At 49.6% G+C, this 19,284-nt stretch carries 18 protein-coding genes; 15 read left to right on the top strand and 3 right to left on the bottom strand.

The window, feature by feature from the left end; genetic code table 11:
• Positions 1-71: 71 nt before the first annotated feature.
• On the bottom strand, positions 72-662 hold the full coding sequence (locus tag H8792_RS06455) for a helix-turn-helix domain-containing protein (RefSeq protein ID WP_185978127.1): 591 nt from the start codon (positions 660-662) through the stop codon (positions 72-74).
• Between the two features lie 502 nt (positions 663-1,164).
• Here H8792_RS06455 and H8792_RS06450 point away from each other — a divergent pair.
• The 15 genes from H8792_RS06450 to H8792_RS06380 all read left to right on the top strand — a co-directional run bounded on the left by H8792_RS06450 (position 1,165) and on the right by H8792_RS06380 (position 16,911).
• Positions 1,165-3,024 (top strand): pyruvate kinase, encoded by a 1,860-nt coding sequence (locus H8792_RS06450; protein WP_185978126.1) that lies wholly within the window; start codon positions 1,165-1,167, stop codon positions 3,022-3,024.
• Positions 3,025-3,157: 133 nt separating this feature from the next.
• Positions 3,158-4,018, top strand: a complete 861-nt coding sequence (gene gspC, locus H8792_RS06445) for a type II secretion system protein GspC (RefSeq protein ID WP_185978125.1) — start codon at positions 3,158-3,160, stop codon at positions 4,016-4,018.
• A gap of 46 nt (positions 4,019-4,064) precedes the next feature.
• A complete protein-coding gene (gspD, locus tag H8792_RS06440) occupies positions 4,065-6,305 on the top strand; it encodes a type II secretion system secretin GspD (RefSeq protein WP_185978124.1) in 2,241 nt (746 codons plus the stop codon).
• Complete coding sequence (gene gspE / locus H8792_RS06435) at positions 6,302-7,759, top strand: type II secretion system ATPase GspE (RefSeq protein ID WP_185978123.1); 1,458 nt, start codon at positions 6,302-6,304, stop codon at positions 7,757-7,759. The genes gspD and gspE overlap by 4 nt, the downstream gene beginning before the upstream one ends.
• Positions 7,760-7,782: 23 nt before the next feature.
• On the top strand, positions 7,783-9,000 hold the full coding sequence (gspF, locus tag H8792_RS06430) for a type II secretion system inner membrane protein GspF (protein ID WP_185978122.1): 1,218 nt from the start codon (positions 7,783-7,785) through the stop codon (positions 8,998-9,000).
• Positions 9,001-9,038: 38 nt separating this feature from the next.
• On the top strand, positions 9,039-9,485 hold the full coding sequence (gene gspG, locus H8792_RS06425) for a type II secretion system major pseudopilin GspG (RefSeq protein WP_185978121.1): 447 nt from the start codon (positions 9,039-9,041) through the stop codon (positions 9,483-9,485).
• A gap of 2 nt (positions 9,486-9,487) precedes the next feature.
• The gene (locus tag H8792_RS06420; protein ID WP_228766977.1) at positions 9,488-9,979 is read left to right on the top strand and encodes a pilus assembly FimT family protein; all 492 of its coding nucleotides are present in this window, start codon (positions 9,488-9,490) and stop codon (positions 9,977-9,979) included.
• Positions 9,976-10,350 carry a type II secretion system minor pseudopilin GspI gene (gspI, locus tag H8792_RS06415; RefSeq protein WP_185978120.1) on the top strand — a complete coding sequence of 125 codons (375 nt, stop codon included), beginning with the start codon at positions 9,976-9,978 and terminating at the stop codon, positions 10,348-10,350. The genes H8792_RS06420 and gspI overlap by 4 nt, the downstream gene beginning before the upstream one ends.
• Positions 10,347-11,000, top strand: coding sequence for a type II secretion system minor pseudopilin GspJ (gene gspJ / locus H8792_RS06410; RefSeq protein ID WP_185978119.1), 654 nt, complete (start codon positions 10,347-10,349; stop codon positions 10,998-11,000). The genes gspI and gspJ overlap by 4 nt, the downstream gene beginning before the upstream one ends.
• On the top strand, positions 10,997-11,986 hold the full coding sequence (gene gspK / locus H8792_RS06405; RefSeq protein ID WP_185978118.1) for a type II secretion system minor pseudopilin GspK: 990 nt from the start codon (positions 10,997-10,999) through the stop codon (positions 11,984-11,986). The genes gspJ and gspK overlap by 4 nt, the downstream gene beginning before the upstream one ends.
• Positions 11,973-13,181 carry a type II secretion system protein GspL gene (gene gspL, locus H8792_RS06400; protein WP_185978117.1) on the top strand — a complete coding sequence of 403 codons (1,209 nt, stop codon included), beginning with the start codon at positions 11,973-11,975 and terminating at the stop codon, positions 13,179-13,181. The genes gspK and gspL overlap by 14 nt, the downstream gene beginning before the upstream one ends.
• Positions 13,165-13,677, top strand: coding sequence for a type II secretion system protein GspM (gspM, locus tag H8792_RS06395; RefSeq protein WP_185978116.1), 513 nt, complete (start codon positions 13,165-13,167; stop codon positions 13,675-13,677). Before gspL ends, gspM begins: the two co-directional genes overlap by 17 nt.
• Positions 13,674-14,468 (top strand): type II secretion system protein N, encoded by a 795-nt coding sequence (gene gspN, locus H8792_RS06390; protein WP_185978115.1) that lies wholly within the window; start codon positions 13,674-13,676, stop codon positions 14,466-14,468. The genes gspM and gspN overlap by 4 nt, the downstream gene beginning before the upstream one ends.
• Positions 14,465-16,330: a S8 family serine peptidase gene (locus H8792_RS06385; RefSeq protein ID WP_185978114.1), complete on the top strand. Its 1,866-nt coding sequence runs from the start codon at positions 14,465-14,467 to the stop codon at positions 16,328-16,330. The genes gspN and H8792_RS06385 overlap by 4 nt, the downstream gene beginning before the upstream one ends.
• Positions 16,327-16,911, top strand: a complete 585-nt coding sequence (locus tag H8792_RS06380; protein WP_185978113.1) for a hypothetical protein — start codon at positions 16,327-16,329, stop codon at positions 16,909-16,911. Before H8792_RS06385 ends, H8792_RS06380 begins: the two co-directional genes overlap by 4 nt.
• Before the next feature lie 65 nt (positions 16,912-16,976).
• Here H8792_RS06380 and H8792_RS06375 read toward each other — a convergent pair whose 3' ends face one another.
• Entirely contained in the window at positions 16,977-17,513 is a 537-nt protein-coding gene (locus H8792_RS06375; RefSeq protein WP_185978112.1) for a thioredoxin family protein, read from the bottom strand.
• A gap of 120 nt (positions 17,514-17,633) precedes the next feature.
• Positions 17,634-19,250: a ubiquinone biosynthesis regulatory protein kinase UbiB gene (gene ubiB, locus H8792_RS06370; RefSeq protein WP_185978111.1), complete on the bottom strand. Its 1,617-nt coding sequence runs from the start codon at positions 19,248-19,250 to the stop codon at positions 17,634-17,636.
• Between the last annotated feature and the right edge of the window lie 34 nt (positions 19,251-19,284).

Below are 19,284 nucleotides of genomic sequence, written 5' to 3'. Positions count from 1 at the left end.
ATTTACTTAAAGGAAACTGAATTAGTGCACCAAAAAGGGGGAGGAGGGTTTTTTGGTGCATCTGTGGCAGATCAGGTATTGTCGCTGTTGCCGTAGATAATGATGTTTAAAAACTTGATCGGTACTTGAATCAAATCTTCCGGTCCGTGAGAGATCGATGCGTCGTAAGTCAGGGAGTCGCCAGGTTTCATCTGGTAGATCGATTTACCGTGACGATAAGCCATTTCCCCTTCCAGCAAGTACATAAAGACTTTTCCTTCATGGCTGAAGGAAGGGAAGATTTCACTTTTGTTGTCGAGTGAAATCAGGAAGGGCTCAAAGGTTTTATTCGGACCGGTGTCGTAAGCAAGCAGATGATAGGTGTGCCCTACTTTCGTTCCGCGGCGCACGACTTCCAGGCGCTCGTCGGCACGCACCAGTTGTGCACTCTCGCCTTCGGAGTCGAACTCTTTGAAAAAAGCCGAAATCGGTACGCCAAGGGTTTTCGAAATCCTTAACAGCGAATCCAGGCTGGGAGAGACCTGACCGTTTTCTATTTTACTGAGCATGCCTCGGCTGATATTGGATTGTTCGGAGACTTCGGCGATCGTCAGGCCCTGTTTTTTACGGAAGTTGTTGATAACTTTTCCGATAAAGGAATCTAGATTTGCGTGATTTTCCATAGAATTATTTTTGATTTTTTTGTTTGCGGAGTCGCCGTGCAAATTTTCATGTCAGCCGTTTCCGGCGTTGAATGATAGCTGCCAGGCAGTCCCTTTGGTCGGTCAAACATGAGTTTCATTAGCGCTAAATAAGAAAGCCTTGGATAATCGCTTTCCGTTTGAAAGCCCGGTTACTCTCGGTTTTCTTATTTACCCAATCTCGCCGTTATGGAAATCGTCGTCAAAAAATCCTTGGCAGGTTTTCGACACGGAAGTTTTCCATTCCGGCGTTAGAGGTAGGTTATATCCGACATGGGTAAAATGTAAAACGATTTTCTTCATTTCTTTACACTTTGTCTCATTGATAACTCGGTTGTTACGGTTTGATGGTCCTGCGGAACCATGGGTTTTTCAGGGAAATAAGTGGTCATTTTGTCTTGAAGTTGACTTGTGTCATTTTGTTGAAACAGTGGCATGGTTTAATAGGTCGTTTTCCAGAATTAGCATCAGGATCAGGGGTTAAATGACTTTGCGGTACGACGATTCCGAAATTCAAAGTTTATTCGAAGAGGTTTTGCGGCTTCGCGGTTTGATTGTGGAGCAGGCGCAGACGATGCTGAACGAGATCGGGCTGTCACCCGGAACGGCGTCGGCGCGGCAATATAATCTTGCTCTGTATATTGCATTGCGTCAGCACGATCTGACGGATCTGCAAAAGCGCTTGTCTTCTTTTTCGATCTCTTCCCTTGCGCATTCCGAAGCCAATGTGATGAGTGGTTTGGAAGGTGTTTTGGCGCTTCTAGGGAAATTGTCTTCGCGTGATTTTCAGCTGGAGTATGCCGATTTTTGTCCTTCAGAGCAGATTTTGAGCGAAGAGACCAAAGCCCTGTTTGGTCCGCAACGTTCGGGGCATCGAAGCTCGCGGATAATGGTGACCTTGCCGACTCAGGCAGCCTGGAACGGTGAACAGGTTAAGGAATGGTTAAAAGCCGGTGCGGACTGTTTTCGCATTAATTGCGCGCATGACAACGAATCCGAATGGCGCCAGATGGTCAAACATGTGCGCAAGGCGCAAAAAGAACTGGGGATCGATGCTCAGATCATGTTTGACCTCGCCGGTCACAAATTGCGTACCAACGATCTTGTACTCGGTCCTGCGGTGGTGCATTTGAAAGTCAGCAAAAAACCGACCGGAAAATTATTGGCTCCTGCAGAAGTGCTGTTTTACCACAAGGAAATTTCGCAGGAGGATTTGCCGTCGTTTTTGGAAAATGTGCCGCATTTGCCTCTGCCTAAAGAGGTGATGAACGAACTGTACGTTGGCGATGTATTCGTCTTTGAGGATGCGCGCGGTAAAAAACGCCTGATTCGTATGCAGCAACCGCTATCGGATGGAACCTGGAAGGGGGTCTGTGAGCAGAACTGTTATCTGGTGCCGAAAATGGAATTCCGCTGGCAGCGCATCAGTGAAAAGGGCAATCTAAAATATTTAGGCAGTTTTGCCTTGCCGGAATTCGACGGTCAACCGGTGGATATCCGCGTTCGTAAAGGTGAGCGGATTCTTATTAGTCGTACTCATCGTCACTGTCACGCGGCGAAATACGATGAAAACGGCCGTGAGATACGTCCGGTGATCATCTCGATTACCTTGCCTGAGATATTGGATCAATTGGAAGAGGGGCAGTCGGTGTGGTTTGACGACGGTAAATTAGGTTGCCGAATCGAAAATATCGACGAACATGGCGTCTGGCTAAGGGTAGATATTGCCGGCGCTAATGGAGTGAAGATTAAAGCCGATAAAGGAGTGAACTTCCCGGAAACGGTTTTACAGTTGCCGCCTTTGAGCGAAAAGGATGAACATGATCTGCACTGCATTGCCGAGCATGCGGACATGGTGGCACTCTCGTTTGTACAGAAGGTCGACGATATTGAAGTTCTGCAACAGAAGTTGCAGGCGTTGCAAGCCGGACACTTGCCGATCATTGCAAAAATCGAAACCCGTGAAGGGGTTCGCAACCTGGGATCGATTCTGCTAAAGAATGTCGACCGGATTCCGTTTGCCGTGATGATCGCCCGCGGCGATTTGGCGGTGGAATTAGGCAGTGTTCGTTTGGCCGAAATTCAGGAAGATATTCTGTGGCTGTGCGCAGCGGCGCAAGTGCCGGTTATCTGGGCGACTCAGGTTCTGGAAACCTTGAATAAAAGCGGAGTGATTTCCCGTCCGGAGATCACCGATGCCGCTATGAGCGTCAGGGCTGAGTGTGTCATGCTGAATAAAGGCGCATTTCTTGGCGATACGCTGCGAGTGCTGGATAATATACTTAGTCGAATGGAACATCGGCAGCGCAAAAAATTGAATTTTTTAAGCCGCTGGAGTTTGTAAAGATGTCTCCAGAATTGTTTTACGGTGAGAGCGTTTTATTTTGCCAGCCATAGGTTACAATAGTTATTCTTGTCCAATTGCGAATTATTCCTGTTTATCTTGTAAAAGCCGCTGTGTTTAGAGGTCGGATTTTTTGACGTCATTTATTAATTATGAAAAGTTTGCCTTGGGAACGGCTAAGCAGGCTATGCTTGCACGTTGGCTGTTTGCGCTGTTATTGATTCTGATCGCATGGCAGGCCGGTAGCATGGCATCACGCTGGTTCGACACGCCTTTAAGTCCGCAGCAGCCGGTATTGCAAAATGCCTCTTCGGCTGCGGCGGCAAAGTCCAATGCTCGCCCGGATTTAGTCTATCTGTTCGGCAAGCCGGAGCAAAAAGTCGAGAAGAGTGCAGTTGTTTCTCAGCAGCCGATTCAGGAAAGTCGTTTGAATATCAAGCTGATCGGCTTGCTGAAAACAGCCGATGGTGGCGTTGCGGTTGTTAAAGACGGCGGAGAGACCAAGGTGGTTGCCGTGGGTGAGGAGTTGCGGGATCAGGTCGAGCTGGTTGAAGTTTTACGTGATTCGGTCGTGGTTTCCAATCGAGGCGTTCTTGAAGAAATTCCGCTGCAGGGTCGTGACAGCACTTTGGACATGACCGCGCCGTCATCTATGGAAAATCCTGTGCTGGACAGCTCGCAAAAAGAACGTCTGCAAACGATCAAAGAACAATTGAAACAATCTCCGTTGACCATCACGCAATACGTTCGCTTTCAACCTGTCCAGAAAAATGGAAAGATTTCTGCCGTAAAACTATGGCCGCGTAAAGAGCAGGCTATTTTCAAAGCGCTGGGCTTTGAGTCGGGAGATCTGTTAAAGGCGGTTGACGGTGCTGATATCTCCGAGCTGGCGACCTCACCTGAAAAATGGCAGCAAATGCTGAACCAGACGCTGTTTACAATGACATTAGAAAGAAAAGGCCAGGAGATTTCAGTTGAAGTTAATCTGAACTGATTACTGATTCTCTCCGAACGAGCTAAAACCATAAGGAAACGTTTTTATGTATTCAACCTATTCGCGTCCAGATGAATCTGTTAGTAGACGCAGCTTCTCTACCCGTTTAAGAGCCATTGTTCTGGGTGTGGGGCTATTGTGCGCTTCGGCAGTGCAGGCTGCGGGTGAACTGGTTCAGAATTTCAAAGACGTCGACATTACTACGGTCATTGAAGCGGTCGCAAAAATTTCCGGACAGAATTTTATTATCGATCCGCGCGTTAAAGGCAAGGTGACCGTGATTGCACCGGATGGAATGGATCCTCACGCGCTTTATCAAACCCTGTTGGCGGTGCTGAACGTTCATGGCTATGTCGCTGTTCCGAGTGGCGATGTCATTAAAATCGTACCGGCAAACCTGGCGCGTGATCAGCTGTCTTACCGGAACTGGAAAGAGAACAGCGAATCCTGGGTCAGCGAAGTCATTCCGGTCGACCATGTCGAAGCGACCAAGCTGGTTGCGGTTTTGCGTCCTCTGGTTGCTCGCGAAGGTCATCTGGTCGCTTTGGCGGAAAGCAATACGCTGATCATTACCGATACCATCGCCAATATTCAACGGATTAAAAGTATTCTTAAGCGAGTCGATATCGATACTCAAGGCCATTATGAGGTAATCAATGTTCAGCACGCTTCGGCAGAAGAGATGGCGAAAACCCTGAAATCGGTTCTTCCGAAAACTCAGGGCGGTCTGGATGTCAACGTCAGTTTTGACGAGCGTTCGAACCGTTTGATTTTAAGTGGTGACGAGCAAAAACGCATGATGTTGCGCGCACTGGTTGCCGATTTGGATGTGCCGGTTGCTTCGGAAGGGAAAGTTCAGGTGGTATATCTGCGTTATGCGAAAGCGGCCGATCTGGTGCCGATCCTGCAGAAAATTGCCGGCAACCGCACTTTGTTAAGTGCTTCTTCGTCAGAGGATAGCGGTTCAAAAACGGTTTCCGCTCCGGTTCCTGTAGCGGAAGGGGCTGCTGGCGAACAGACAGCAACAGTGCAGACGGTGAATAATAACAGTCTGGCTCGTGCCGATTCGACACAGCTGAAAGAGCAGATCAGTATCGAAGCCGACGAACGAATGAATGCGGTGATTATCAGTGCACCGGTTGCGGTAGTGACGGCTTTGAAAAACGTCATCAAGCAGCTGGATATCCGCCGGGCGCAAGTGTTGATCGAAGCGATTTTTGTGGAGATTTCCGAAGATAAGGCTGCGGCGCTTGGTGTCGAATGGGCAGCCCTCGGCAACAATGGCGTCGGTATCCTGAATTTGACCGGCAGCCTGGCAACCATTTTGGCCAATACCGGAAACCTGGCTGCGCAGGCGGCGGGAATCAATACCGGGATTACCATCGGTGGCGGTAGCGTCGATGCATCGGGCAATACCGGCTGGGGCGCACTACTGAATGCGCTGCACAGTGATTCATCCTCGAATATTCTGGCCACGCCTTCGATTCTGACTTTGGATAACGAAGAAGCGGAAATTCTGGTCGGTCGTGAAGTGCCGATTCAGACCGGTAGTTATACCAGCACCACTTCGGCGGTAAGCGACGCCTTCAATACGATTGAACGTGAAAACGTCGGTCTGTCTTTAAAGGTGAAGCCGCAGATCAATGAAGGTAACGAAATTTATCTGGATATCGATCAGGAAGTTTCCGACATCCTGCCGAAAGGCGAGGCGGTCGATATTCAAACCTCTAAGCGCCAGATTAAAACCAAAGTCATTGTCGGCGACGGTAAGGTTGTCGTGCTCGGCGGTTTGATTAACGAAAAAGAGACCGAGGTGGTATCCAAGGTTCCAGGTTTGGGGGATATTCCAGGGCTTGGTGCTTTGTTCCGTTCAACCGATAACAAGCGTGAAAAAGCCAATTTGATGGTGTTCCTGCGCCCGGTTATTGTTCGCGACAATATGACCAGCGATTTTTATAGTCAGAAGAAATACCGTTACATCTACGGAGAACAGGCGCGAATGTTGCAGAAAGATTCCGGAATGCTGGAAGGCTTGCGTCCTAAACTGCCTACCTTGGAACAGTGGAAGCAGGGATATGATACGTCTGGTCAGGCAGAACAGGTCGAAAGTTCCAAAAAGCCGGTAGTGATCGAGAGTAAAGCGGTGGTGAAAAACGAGTCTCCGGTAGAAGTTGAAAAGCCGGCAAGTACCGTCAGTGAAAGTAAACCGTCAGAGCCTAAAGAGCCTTATAAGGTCGGTGGCCTGGAGGTTTACCCGAATACCTCCGAGGAGATTCTTGGCCTATGATGGTCGAAATTCCTTTTACTTTTGCGCGCAGTAACGACGTAGTGCTTTCCGATGGTTTGGATGGTGGTTTTAAACTTTTTATTACCGATAAAACGCCGTTTACCGCTCTGCAGGATCTTCAAGCGCGTTTGGCCGGATCGAAAGTAGAAATCGAACTTTTGCCGGGAGAGGCTTTTGAGCGAAAAATCCAGAACCGCTACGCTAACAGCTCTCAATCATCGATGGAGTCCATTGAAGGTTTGGAAGGTGAGGACCTGGCGATGGTGGTTGCCGAGCTTGGCGAGCCTGAAGACCTGTTGGACAGTGCCGACGACGCTCCGATCATTAAACTTCTGAATGCGGTCTTGACCGAAGCGATCCGTGCCGATGCCTCCGATATTCATATTGAACCCTTTGAGAATCAACTGCGTATTCGTTTTCGTGTCGACGGCGTATTAAATACGGTTTTGACGCCGAAAGTCGGTTTAGCGTCGATGCTGGTGTCGCGTATCAAGGTTATGGCGAAGCTGGATATTGCTGAAAAACGTCTCCCGCAGGATGGTCGCATCTCTTTGAAACTGGGTGGTCGAGCTGTGGATTTGCGTGTTTCCACCGTACCATCCAGTTTTGGTGAGCGTGTGGTCTTGCGTCTGTTGGACAAGAGTTCCGAACGTCTGACACTGCAGGATCTGGGATTGCCGCAGAATCTGGAATCCGGAGTACAGCAGGCTTTGTCCAAAGCGCATGGTATTTTCCTTGTTACCGGGCCGACCGGTTCCGGTAAATCGACGACGCTTTATGCCGGTTTGACGCGTTTGAACAGCAGTGAACGCAATATCATGACCATCGAAGATCCGGTGGAATACAACATCGAAGGCATTAATCAGACTCAGGTGAATATCAAGGCGGATATGACGTTTGCTAAAGGGCTGCGTGCCTTGCTGCGTCAAGACCCGGATGTGGTCATGATCGGGGAGATCCGCGATATCGAAACCGCCGAAATTGCCGTTCAGGCTTCCTTGACCGGGCACTTGGTGCTGTCCACTCTGCATACCAATACGGCTGTCGGCGCCGTGACGCGATTGCGCGACATGGGAATCGAATCTTTCCTGATCTCTTCCAGTCTCGTCGGTGTGCTCGCGCAGCGTCTGGTACGTCGTTTGTGTCCGCATTGTAAACAGGCGCACCAGGCGGATGAAACCGAGTGCCGCCTGATGGGCGTCGAAGAAGCGACAATTTATCAGCCGGTTGGTTGCGATCACTGCCAGCAAACCGGCTATCAAGGGCGAATGGGTTTGTTTGAATTATTGGTGGTGGACGAGGAAGTGCGGCGGATGATTCACGCCGATGCGTCTGAAGCGGAAATGGAAGTTTACTTGAGACAAAAAACGCCTTCGATTAATCAGAGCGGCTATCAAGCGGTACTGGAAGGTAAAACCAGTTTGGAAGAAGTGTTGCGTGTTACCCAGAATTAGAGCGTTTGTAGGCGAGGGCTGTTATGGCTCTGTATGAATATCGCGCGCTCAGTGCCGCCGGACAACAGCGCAAAGGAATGCATGAGGCCGACTCCGAGCGGCAGGTGCGTCAATGGCTGCGCGAGCAGAGCTTAAGTCCGGTTGCAATTAAAGAACTGGACGGCCGAAAAAAAGAATCCAAGTCTTCGGCGGGCTGGTTTGCGCCGAAAATCTCGACTGCTGACTTGGCGTTGTTTACCCGTGAAGTTTTCACCTTGCTTGAAGCGGGTACGCCTTTAAATCAGGCTTTAAAAGCGTTGTCGCAGCAGGCGAATGCTAAGCTGGTGGCGCGTTTTATCGGTGGTTTGCACTCTAAAGTCAGCGAGGGTTATCCTCTGGCGCGGGCCATGCAGGTTTCGCATTTTAGATTGCCACAAGACTATATTGCGATTATTCAGGCGGGTGAAGAGAGTGGACATCTCAGCGAGGTGTTATCGAGACTGGCGGATTCAATAGAGCAGCGTGATCAGCTTAATAAGAAGATGAAAACCGCCTTGATCTATCCGGCTTTGATGGTAACGGTTGCTCTGGGCATCGTGTTTTTCCTGATGGTGTATGTAGTGCCTAAGGTGGTGTCGGTGTTCGATAATATGCATCAGGCTCTGCCGCCTTTGACTCAGGGGCTCTTGAGTTTAAGCGGTTTTGTTCAGAATTACTGGGGGGCGATGCTGGTCGCACTCTTCGGTATGTTTGTTTTGTTTAAGCTTTTGCTGAAGCGTCCGGCATTGCGTTTCAAGTTTCACCGCTTGTTAATGCGTCTGCCGGGAGTCGGCCGGTTTGTGGTTTATGGCGCAACCGCGCGCTGGGCGCGAACGTTCGGGGTTTTGCTGGCAAGCGGGGTTGCGGTGCGCGACGCTTTGCATATTTCATCCGAAGTCATGACTCTTGATCCGATGAAACGTGGTGTCGAACAGATGGTCGAAAAGGTTCGTCGCGGGAACAGTGTGCATGCCAGTATGGAAGAGGCCGGATTTTTTCCGCCGTTGTTGCTCAATCTGGTCAAAACCGGGGAAGGGCAAGGGCGTTTGCACAATATGCTGTTAAAAGGCGCCAAACATTACGAAATGGGGGTGGAAAATGCCGCGGCGACTTTGGTCAGCTTGCTGGAACCTCTGTTGATCATCGTGATGGGTGGTGTGGTTCTGACGATCGTTCTGGCGATTATGATGCCGATTTTCGAAATGAATCAGATGATCGGTTAACAAAGTTTTTGGATTTCTAAGACGTAAAGGAAATAAAAATGAAATTGAACAAGCAATTTCGCAAGGGATCGAACCAACGCGGTTTTACCCTGATCGAGTTGATGGTTGTAGTAGTGATCTTGGCGGTTTTGGCAACTTTCGTTGTACCGAAATTAATGGATCGTCCGGATGAAGCGCGTATCGTGAAAGCGAAGCAGGACATTGGCGCTATTTCGTCGGCACTGCAGCTGTACAAGCTGGATAATTACAATTTCCCTACGACCGATCAGGGCTTGGAAGCTCTGGTGACCAAACCGGATAGCGATCCTGAACCGAAGCATTGGAAAAAATTGCTGGATCAATTGCCGAAGGACCCTTGGGGAAATCCTTATCTTTACCTCCAGCCGGGTGAACATGGCGAGTTTGACCTCTTTACTTACGGAGCCGACGGCATGGACGGTGGCGAAGGTATTAATGCCACCATCGGAAACTGGGAAGAAAAATAAGTTTGTCCGAGTCGATGCTGCCAGAATCCCGCGCACAAGGCGGATTTACTCTGCTCGAATTGATGGTCGTGGTGGTCATTATGGCGGTGGTGGTTTCGATAGGCGTTTTAAATCTCGGCGGTAATGAGCAGGCCCAGTTACGTGCACAGCAGAAACAGCTGCAGGGCTTGTTAGGCTGGGCGCGGGATCAGGCAACCTTCGAACAGCGACTATTTTTGCTGCAGCCGAGTGAAAAAGGCATTCATGTCTGGGTCTACCGTCAGTCCAATTGGCAGGAAAGCCAGAAAATTCCGCTCACCGCCTGGCAGGATGGTGTAAAAGTCGAGTGGAAGAGCGTTGGTCTGGTTCGTCAGGACGGTCGCTTGGGTTGGCTAATCTGGCCAAGTGGTGAGGTCACGCCTGGAGAGATTGACTTCAGTCTGGTTTCCAAGCCGGAAATGAAAGAAAAGCTGGTGTGGGACGGATTGTTGCAATGGCAGAGTGAAGAGAAGTGATAAGACGACGGACACAAGACGGCTTCACTCTAATCGAGGTGCTGGTGGCAATGGTGATCGCTGCAGTGGCTCTATCAGCATTGTCGTTGACAACCGGGCGGACCGTAGCCAATCAGAGCGGTGTGCAAAGTCGAGTGATTGCTACCTGGGTTGCCGATAACCGCTTGCTGGAGCAGCGGAGCGGAGCGGAGGATAGCCGGGATTTGAGCGATGAGGTGGAAATGTTGGGGATGAAATGGAAAATCCGCCAAACAATGGAATCCACCATGTCGGCGGACTTTAAAAAAATAGAATTGAAGGTTTATTCTCTCGACAGCGGCGAGAGCGAGCCTGCTGCCACGCTGGCCAGTATTGTCGGTCCTGAATCATGAGAGGAAGCCTCGTCGGCCGCCAGAGTGGTTTTACGCTGATTGAACTGCTGATTGCGATTGCGATTTCGGCGGTGCTGGCAGTGGTCGCATACCAGTCGGTGCAGTCGGTGGTCAAAGTTGAAGAAGGTCTGGATCGTCACAGTGAGCGTTTTCAGGCAATCCAGCGCGCGTTTTGGTGGATGCAGCAGGACATCGTTCAGGCCGCTCCCCGGCCGATCGGAGATGGTTTGGGTTCGAACTTGCCGGCAATGCAGTACCGCTCCGATCTTGGATTGGAGCTGAGTCGGGTTGCCGATTTTGTGACGCCGAACGGTTCCAGTGGCCTGTTGAGAGTCGGCTACCGCCTGAATAACGGCACTCTGTATCGTCTGGTGTGGCCGGTTATGGATCGAGCGCCTGACACCGAAGCGAGTCAAACCACGCTCTTAACCGGGGTGACGTCGTTTCAGGTGCGCTTCTTAAACGAACAAAAACAGTGGCAGCAAGTCTGGCCGAACGAAAGCAGCGAAGCTGCGGCGGCAAATTTATACGTTTTACCGCTTTTGACCGAAGTGGTTGTGGAGTTAGAAGATCTGGGCAGAGTACGCCGTCTTTACCAGGGCAGCGAAGCGACACAGGTTCTGAGAGCTTTGGCCGGGAGCAGTTCATGAGTTACCGTGATTTTGCTGCGAGTCGTTTGAAAGCAAAGCAGAACGGTTTTGCATTGATTACCGTGTTGCTGGTGGTGGCGCTGGTGGCGATTTTAAGCAGTGAGCTTTTGTATCGTCAATTTGCCGATTTGAAACGCAGTGCGCAACGCTTGCACCAAACGCAGTCTCTGGCAGTTGTCTGGGGGTTGGAGTCGTGGGTCAAACAGGGGTTAATGGCCGATTTACAGGATAATAAAGTCGATCACCTTCAGGAAATGTGGGCTAGTCCGATGCCACCGATTCCGTTTGAAGGAGGGACTCTATCGGGCGGCTTGAGCGACCTGCAGGGACGGTTGAACCTGAATAACCTGCTGGAATCCGACGAGGACAAGCGCAAGTTGTGGTCGGACATTACAACGCGTTATGCACAACAGATGGGATTGAACGACGGTTTTGTCGATCAGTTACGCGACTGGATCGATAGCGACGATGAACCTATGCCTTACGGTGCCGAAAGTGATCGTTATTTGCTGAAAAATCCGGCTTACAGTGCGGCGAATCGAGCAATGGTTTTTTTGAAAGAAGTTCGCAATCTGGAATCCTGGAAACCGTTGAAGCCGGAAATGTGGTTACAGTTCCAACGCAGTGCTTGTGTTTTGCCGGCGGTGACCGCAATCAATGTTAATACGGCTGAACCCCGTGTATTACTTGCCTTGGCTGATTGGATGACTTCGACGATTGTTCAGAACTGGGTCAATAAACGACAGGTTGAACCGGCAGAAAGCAATGGCGATTTCCGCAGTTTTATGCAGCAGGAAACCGGGTTTAGCGAAGAAGAAATTTTACAGGCGTTGCCGGATTGGTTGATCGATGTGCAAAGCCAGTTTTTTTTATTACAGGCGCAAGTGAACTACGGCGAATCCTCGCAAGGTGTTGAGGAAATATTTTATCGCCAGGACAAAAACACGGTTGTGCTGTTACAAAGGTGGTTAAGTGTTACGGACTAAAGTGGAGCAAACGTTTTCCAGCCCGTCGAACGATGAGACTTCCGCTGAATTGTCGGCGGTGGTGTATTTCTCAACGGATGGGCAGCTATATCTGCAAAAAGGGGAAGAGAATCTTGTCTTTAATAGCGCTTTTCCGGATATGGTCGAAGGCGCGCGTTTTCTCAAACAGTTGAAAACCGTTTGGGTTCCCAGCGAACAAGTTATTCTCACCGAAATTACCGTGCCGGGTAAGCGTCGCAGCGACTGGTTAGCCGCCTTGCCGTATGCGTTAGAAGAACGTCTTTCCGCTCCGGTTGAACATTATCATTTTGTGCCTTTAAAGCGTTTTTCTGATGGCCGCACTCAGGTTGCTGTTGTCACTCATACCCTTATGCAGGCTTGGGTTGAGACCTTGCAGGCAATAGGCGGCGGACACCTTCAACTGGTCGCCGACTGTTTTCGTCTGCCGGAGCCTTCAGAGAATCATTGGAACCGGGTTAGAGAAGAGGGTCGCTGTCTATTGAGAAGCGGCGTTTATCAAGGTTTCGGAGCTTTGCAGGGGTGGTTTGATCCGTTGTTATATTCGGCAAAATATTCGGCAAATCAACAGGCCGGTTCTTCAACAACGGAGATCGATGAATTGCTTTCCGACGATTTGGCGAACTCTTCCTCACGCATCGATGCAGTACTGAATTTGCGTGTCGGTCCTTATGGCGGGAAGCACGGTTACAGTGGAATGGCGAAAATCTGGGGTTGGCCTTTGGGGGCCGTGGCGGCGCTATTAGTCATCAGTATGCTGGATACATCCATTCAGACAAGTCGATTGCAAGAGCAGGCGCAAAGTTACAAACAGCAAAGTCATGCATTGTTCAAACAGCTTTTTCCGCAGACCAAACGTATCATCAATATTAAATCTCAGACTTTGTCTAACCTGAAACAGCAATCGGGCGGCGGTAGTGATACGGTTAGTTTTATGCCTTGGTTGCATCAAATAGAAACCCTCGTTCAGCCTGGTAAAGGCGTCAAAATCGACAAGTTGGATTGGTCTTTGAAACAGAAACAGTTGAGTTTCTATCTGCAGGCGAGTAAGACCGAATCGCTTCAGGTATTGGAAACCCAGGCTAAACAACGTCTGCAGAATGCGCAGGTTCGCCTACAGTTAAAAACCGTTACTCCGCAATTAGTAGAAGGAATCTTGTATGTTGCCGCACCTTAAGCAGAAATGGCAGGAATTGGCTGCTCGAGAACGTGCGTTGATTGTCGCTTTAGCGGGATTTTTATTGGTAATGGCGCTTTATCAATGGTTATGGCTGCCGGTGCAGGATGCCAGACAAGAGGCGCAAAACCAGATGGATACCGCTAAGCAAGAGTGGCTTTGGCTGGTGGAAAAAGCGCCTTCCGTACCGGGTTCGGCAGCCTTAAGACAGACAAGTGTTCTGCCGACGGACAAAACGGAATTGATGGCGTTGTTGCAAAAACGGCTGAAGCAGGAAAATTTATATGACGATCTGCAGCAGATTCAGCTGAGCAGTAAGGGAGTCAAGGTCGCTTTTGAAAATGTCGATGCCGCTCGCTTGCTACGCTGGCTGGAAGGTCTGGAAAGAGAAGCGATCTTGCCAAGCAAAATGAGTTTAAGCCCGCTGGAAAGTGAGCAGCCGCAAGAAGTTGTCGGCAAGATCAGTGCGCAAATTGATTTTGAGGTCGGTCAATGAGTTCGCTTGTGAAAAAACTCGGTCTGGCCGTTGGATTATTCTTTATCGTTTCGTTACTGGCGTTTCTGTGGCAGTTCCCGAATTCTCTTTGGGTTCAGTCGGCCTGGGTTGAGCAGGCGTTGCCGAAAAACATCAAAATAAGCGAGTCATCCGGGCAGATTGCCGATGGAGTCTTGCGTTTACAAGCTAAACCGGTTCAGCCGGGTCGCCCGGTTCCAGTTGGTGATTTGAGCTGGATTTGGCAGCGTCAGGATTTGTTTAAAGGTGAAGCGGGCTTTAATGTTCAGTGGCATTTGCAAGACAGCAGTTTTTCCGCTGAATTGAGTCATTCAGTCATGTCTTCCGAATTGAGACTTGATTCGGCGCGGGGGAGTTTATCGATTCCGACCTTGATCTCCGTCGCCTCCGCTTTTACTCCGTTTGCCATTCAGGCGGAAGGAAGAATCCATTTGGCCGAGCTGCATGGTTTGCTTGGTTTCGAGCCGAAGGTCTGGCCTTTGAATCTGCAAGGAAAAGGGGATGTTGAAGGTCTGACGTCGATGGGAATCGCCTTACCGAAAATAACCTTTACCTTGTCTCAAGCCAAAAACCGTGAAATTCAAGTCAACTTGCAGGGTGGGGAAAATAATTGGCGTCTAAACGGAATCTTAAGTATTACTCCTAACGGTCGATATAATCTGAATGTCGATGTAACAGCAAATCGTGCGGAAGATTTACCGCAATGGACGGTCATGATGCGCAAAAAACGTCGAAATCAAGCCGTACTTAAATTGGGAGGTAGTTGGCTGTGAGTCTGAAACTGCAAAACAAGTGGCTGATTCTTGCTGTCAGCGGGCTTTTAAGTGCCTGTGGCGGCGGGGGTGGTGACAGTACGGATAACACGGATGATCCGAATCCGGATATAGATGTTTCGGTTATCAATGACCCTTTAATTGACTATCAGTGGTACCTCTATAATTATGGGCAGGCGGCTTTGGTTTATGATGGAACCGGAGGGACTCCCGGCGCCGATATCAATGTGTTTGACGCGGATGGACTTTATGCCGGCGGTTTTTCCGGACAAGGTGTCGAGGTTGCCGTCGTCGACAGCGGTTTGGAAATCGGCCATGAGGATCTTCAGGCGAATGTTGTTGCGAACGGTTCCTATAACTTTTTGTATGGCACTAATGGATTATCGCAGTTTGACCCGTCTCCGACATCCGATGATGGAGACCACGGTACCAGTGTCGGAGGCCTGTTAGGAGCCCGTGGTGGGAATTCGTTGGGTATCTGGGGTGTTGCTCCGTACGTCAAGCTGAAAGGGTTTAATTTTATCGCTTCGCAAACTTTCATTAGTGAAGAGCTAGGCGCTTTGGGGTATGAACCGGTGCGTACGGATTACTATCCCGAGTTAAGTTCGAATACGGTTTCGGTTTTTAACCGTAGCTACGGCACCAATCCGGATATTGTCATTGCCTACGAACAAGAAGTTTATTACGACTATGTGATGGATGCATTGGAGTGGGGGGCGAAAAACCTTCGCAACGGCAAGGGCGCGATTTACGTCAAAGCCGCCGGTAATGAGTTTGAAGGTGGATCGGTCTTTTCGCAAAGTACCTGTTCGGATGCGATCGATAGTGATATCACTTGCTTCAATGTGAATATGGAACCGGAAGCGACTTTGCCCTATCAGATTGTGGTCGGAGCCTTCAACCCGCAGGATGAACGTTCAAGCTACTCTTCGACAGGTTCCGCAATATGGATATCCGCACCGGGTGGTGAATATGGCATTTACGACCCGGCGATTCTGGCAACGGATGTTGCCGGGTGCGACCGCGGATACAGTATGACTGCCAATATTAATGAGAACGATTTTGACCGAGGGCTAACAAGCGAAAACTCGCAGTGTAATTACTATTCACGTTTTGGCGGAACCTCGGCAGCGACTCCGATTGCAAGTGGGGTTGCTGCCTTGATGTTGGAAGCGAACCCTGATCTTAGCTGGCGTGATCTGAAGCATATTCTGGCGAGTACCGCCCGTCAACTTGATCCGACCTTAGCTGCGAGAACGATCGTAAAGTCCGGCCAGACGGTGACTCTGGAAAACGGTTGGGTAACGAATGCCGCCGGTTATCACTTTAGTAATGCGTATGGTTTTGGTGCCGTCAATGCGATTGAAGCGGTGAAAATGTCAGAGGATTGGGCACAAAACCAAACCCATCTTGCCGCTCAACAAACCTTGACTAGCGGTGATTTAACGGTTGCCGGAGACAATGCTATCCCCGACAACAGTCCGCTCGGTTTAAGTCAGTCGTATGTTGCAAACGGTAACCTCAATATTGAAAGTGTCAAAGTGACTCTGTCTATAGAGGGGATGGATAGCAATGAAGACGGCAGCGGTTCTCACAATATCAATGCTGCGGATTATCAAATTACTCTGGAATCACCGTCGGGTACCCGCAGTATCCTTCTGACTCCATATAACGCTTATCAGGCGAATTACGATATGAAAGGGTTGCGTCTGATCAGTCACGCTTTCTATGGTGAGACGGTACAAACTGTCGACCCTCAAGCGGGCTGGACCTTGACAGTTAAGGACTTAAAGTCCGGAACAGTAAGCGGGTTGGGTAAATTGACCGGTTGGTCGCTAGAATTTTACGGGACAAGCATATGATGGCTAACTATAGAAAGGCCTTGTTAAAGATTGTTTTCGGTGTGGGTTTGATTGCTGTTTCGCCCAGCAGTTGGGCGTGGACCGAATCCTGCCAGCTGGTGAGACAGATGGCCGACCACCGGGTTTATCAGCTGCAAACCAATCGGGTGGCGGTGATGAAGGCAGCGGATAAACTTGATCCGGATTGGCAATTGGAATTGGTCGAAAGGCATGGTGCCTGGTATATCTATCAGACACCGTCTTTGGTGTCGTGGTTTAGTAAAGAAAACTGCGCTCCGATGGAACGAACCTTTAAAGAGCAAAAAATTGAGTTTATGCCGGTACTGTTCAACCGTCAGACCGGACATAATGCAGTGATTACCGGGACATTCGTTCTGAAAACATTCCGGGCCGAGGACATCGAAAAAGTCATCGAACGTTACGGGTTTAAATTACTGACCCGATTACCGCGAGACAATGCGGTCATCGTCGATGTAAAACCGACGGATTCTTATGACGCTTTGATTGAAACTCTGGATCGCGATAAGGATGTCGATTTAGTCGCGCCTCTCTTCAGTGAACCACGCTATAAATTGCGCTAGGGTAAGATCGTTGCACAAAAAAACCGGGCAGAAGCCCGGTTTTTTATTCTTTTAGCAACGTGAATTTATTGATTGGCGCGGATCTTATAGTTGACGTCGCTCTCTTCCACCATCTTATACACATCAACGCGTTTAGGGTTGTTCAATGCCTTCAAGGCCTGGTTCAGACCTTTTTCCAGATTCCCCGGATAAAACTCTTCCAACGTCAGACCGATAATCGGGTCGGCGATCATTTCCCCTTTGGAGTTAAAGAACATGGTGGTCGGCGCAACTTTTACTCCGAGTTTTGGTCCAAGAGTTTTCATTTCGATTTTCGTACCGTCAAAGTAGCGCATCTGCCAATGATCTTTATCGAGGATCAGCTGGCGAAACTCGGCATACTGCTCGATCGGTGTAGTTTCCAGCAGCGGGTAAAGAATATTCTCTTCCAGCTTACGGCAATAATTACACCAGGTTGCGGTTGCGAAAATAACGATCGGAACATTATTGGCTTCCGCCGTTTTAGCGGTTTTCTGCAAATCGACGGCTAAAGGCAGGATTCCGCCGGCAAATGCCTGAGATGAAAGCATCAGAGTTGCGATTAATCCGATAAGCTTGCGCATATTTTTCTCCTGTTATCAGCCGGGCCTTTTTCTGCTTTTTATTTAATGAGCCCGACTTTGTCCGACTTCATTCTACCCTTAGTCGGTCAAATGATTGTGGAAAAAGTTTGCAAGGCGGATTTACCGCTTCAAGATCAATCCGATTGATAAGCCCCATAGTAGAAACGAATACAGCTGATATTCGCTATCCAGTTGGTTATATGCCAGCATACCGAGAAGAGCGATGACCAGAGCCAGAGCTCGGTTACGCTGCTGTTTATTCTGCTGGTCGAGTTTTTGTTCAAGGCGCTGTAATTGTTCGGATTGAATCGTTAAGCCTTGATGAGACAGCTTGCTTAAAGTGCCGTGCAGCAGCCCAGGCAGCGTTGGTGCCTGTTCCATCCAGAAAGGCAGATTGTTTTTGATATTCTTTAGCAATCCTTTCGGACCGACGCGGTCCTGCATCCAGTCTTCCAGGAATGGCTTGGCGGTATCCCACAGATCCAGTTCGTCGTCAAGCTGACGCCCGAGTCCTTCGATATTCAGCAGGGTTTTCTGCAGGAGAACCAGTTGCGGTTGAACTTCCATGCCGAAGCGACGTGCGGTCTGGAACAGGCGCATCAACACCATCCCGAAGGAGATTTCTTTAAGGGGGCGATCCCAGATTGGTTCGCAAACAGAACGAATAGCCGATTCCAACTCATTGACACGGGTGTCTCTCGGAACCCATTCCGATTCGATATGCAGTTCGGAGACGCGCAGATAATCGCGGTTGAAGAAGGCCAGAAAGTTTTCCGCCAGATAGCGCTGGTCTTCCGGGGTCAGAGTACCCATGATTCCGAAATCGATCGCTGCGTAGCGGCCGTCCGGCAGTACGAAGATATTCCCCGGATGCATGTCGGCGTGGAAAAAGTTGTGCTTGAATACCTGGGTGAAGAAGATAATCACGCCTTTGGCGGACAGATCGGTCAGGTCGATACCGGCTTCGATAAGTTTCTCGGTTTCACTGATGCGGATACCGCGGATGCGTTCCATTGTCATAACGTTTTCCGTGGTGTGCGACCAGTAGATTTCCGGTACATACAACAGATCGGAGTCGGCAAAATTACGTTTCAACTGGGTTGCATTGGCGGCTTCACGGATCATGTCCAATTCGTCGAGGATGGTTTTCTCGAATTCGGCAACCACTTCGACCGGGTGCAGACGTTTGGCGATTTTGACCGCTTTCTCGAACAGCTTGGCGAGAATGAACATGATTGCGACATCCTGCTCGATGATCGGTTTAATGTCCGGGCGAACCACTTTGACGACTACTTCGGTGCCGCTGTGCAGACGGGCTGCATGTACCTGAGCGATTGAGGCCGAAGCCATCGGATTCGGATCAAATTCGGCAAAGGCTTCTCCGACCGATTGTTTGAGGGCGATTTCAATTAATTCGACGGAGTGTTTTTCGTCAAACGGCGGGCAGTCGTCCTGTAGTTTCGCCAGTTCGACGGCGATGTCGTAAGGCAGGAGGTCTTTACGGGTCGATAGCGCCTGACCGAGTTTAATAAAAATCGGTCCGAGTTCTTCCAGTGCCAGACGAATGCGTTCACCGCGCTCTGCTGCTGATGTGTGGCGCCAGTTCCATGGGAAAAGGCGGTTGAACCAGACAAACCAGGCAAATTTGGTATCGCTCAGTACCATGGAGTCGATCTGGTAGTAAGTCAGTACACGGTTGATTTTAATCAGACGGAGAAATTGCTTGAGTGCTTTCATTGTGGACGCTTTGTAATTATGTTCTTTTAAATCC

The organism is Thiomicrorhabdus heinhorstiae (assembly GCF_013391765.2).
GTDB classification, from domain to species: domain Bacteria; phylum Pseudomonadota; class Gammaproteobacteria; order Thiomicrospirales; family Thiomicrospiraceae; genus Thiomicrorhabdus; species Thiomicrorhabdus heinhorstiae.
This window is presented reverse-complemented; position numbering and strand designations above follow the sequence as displayed.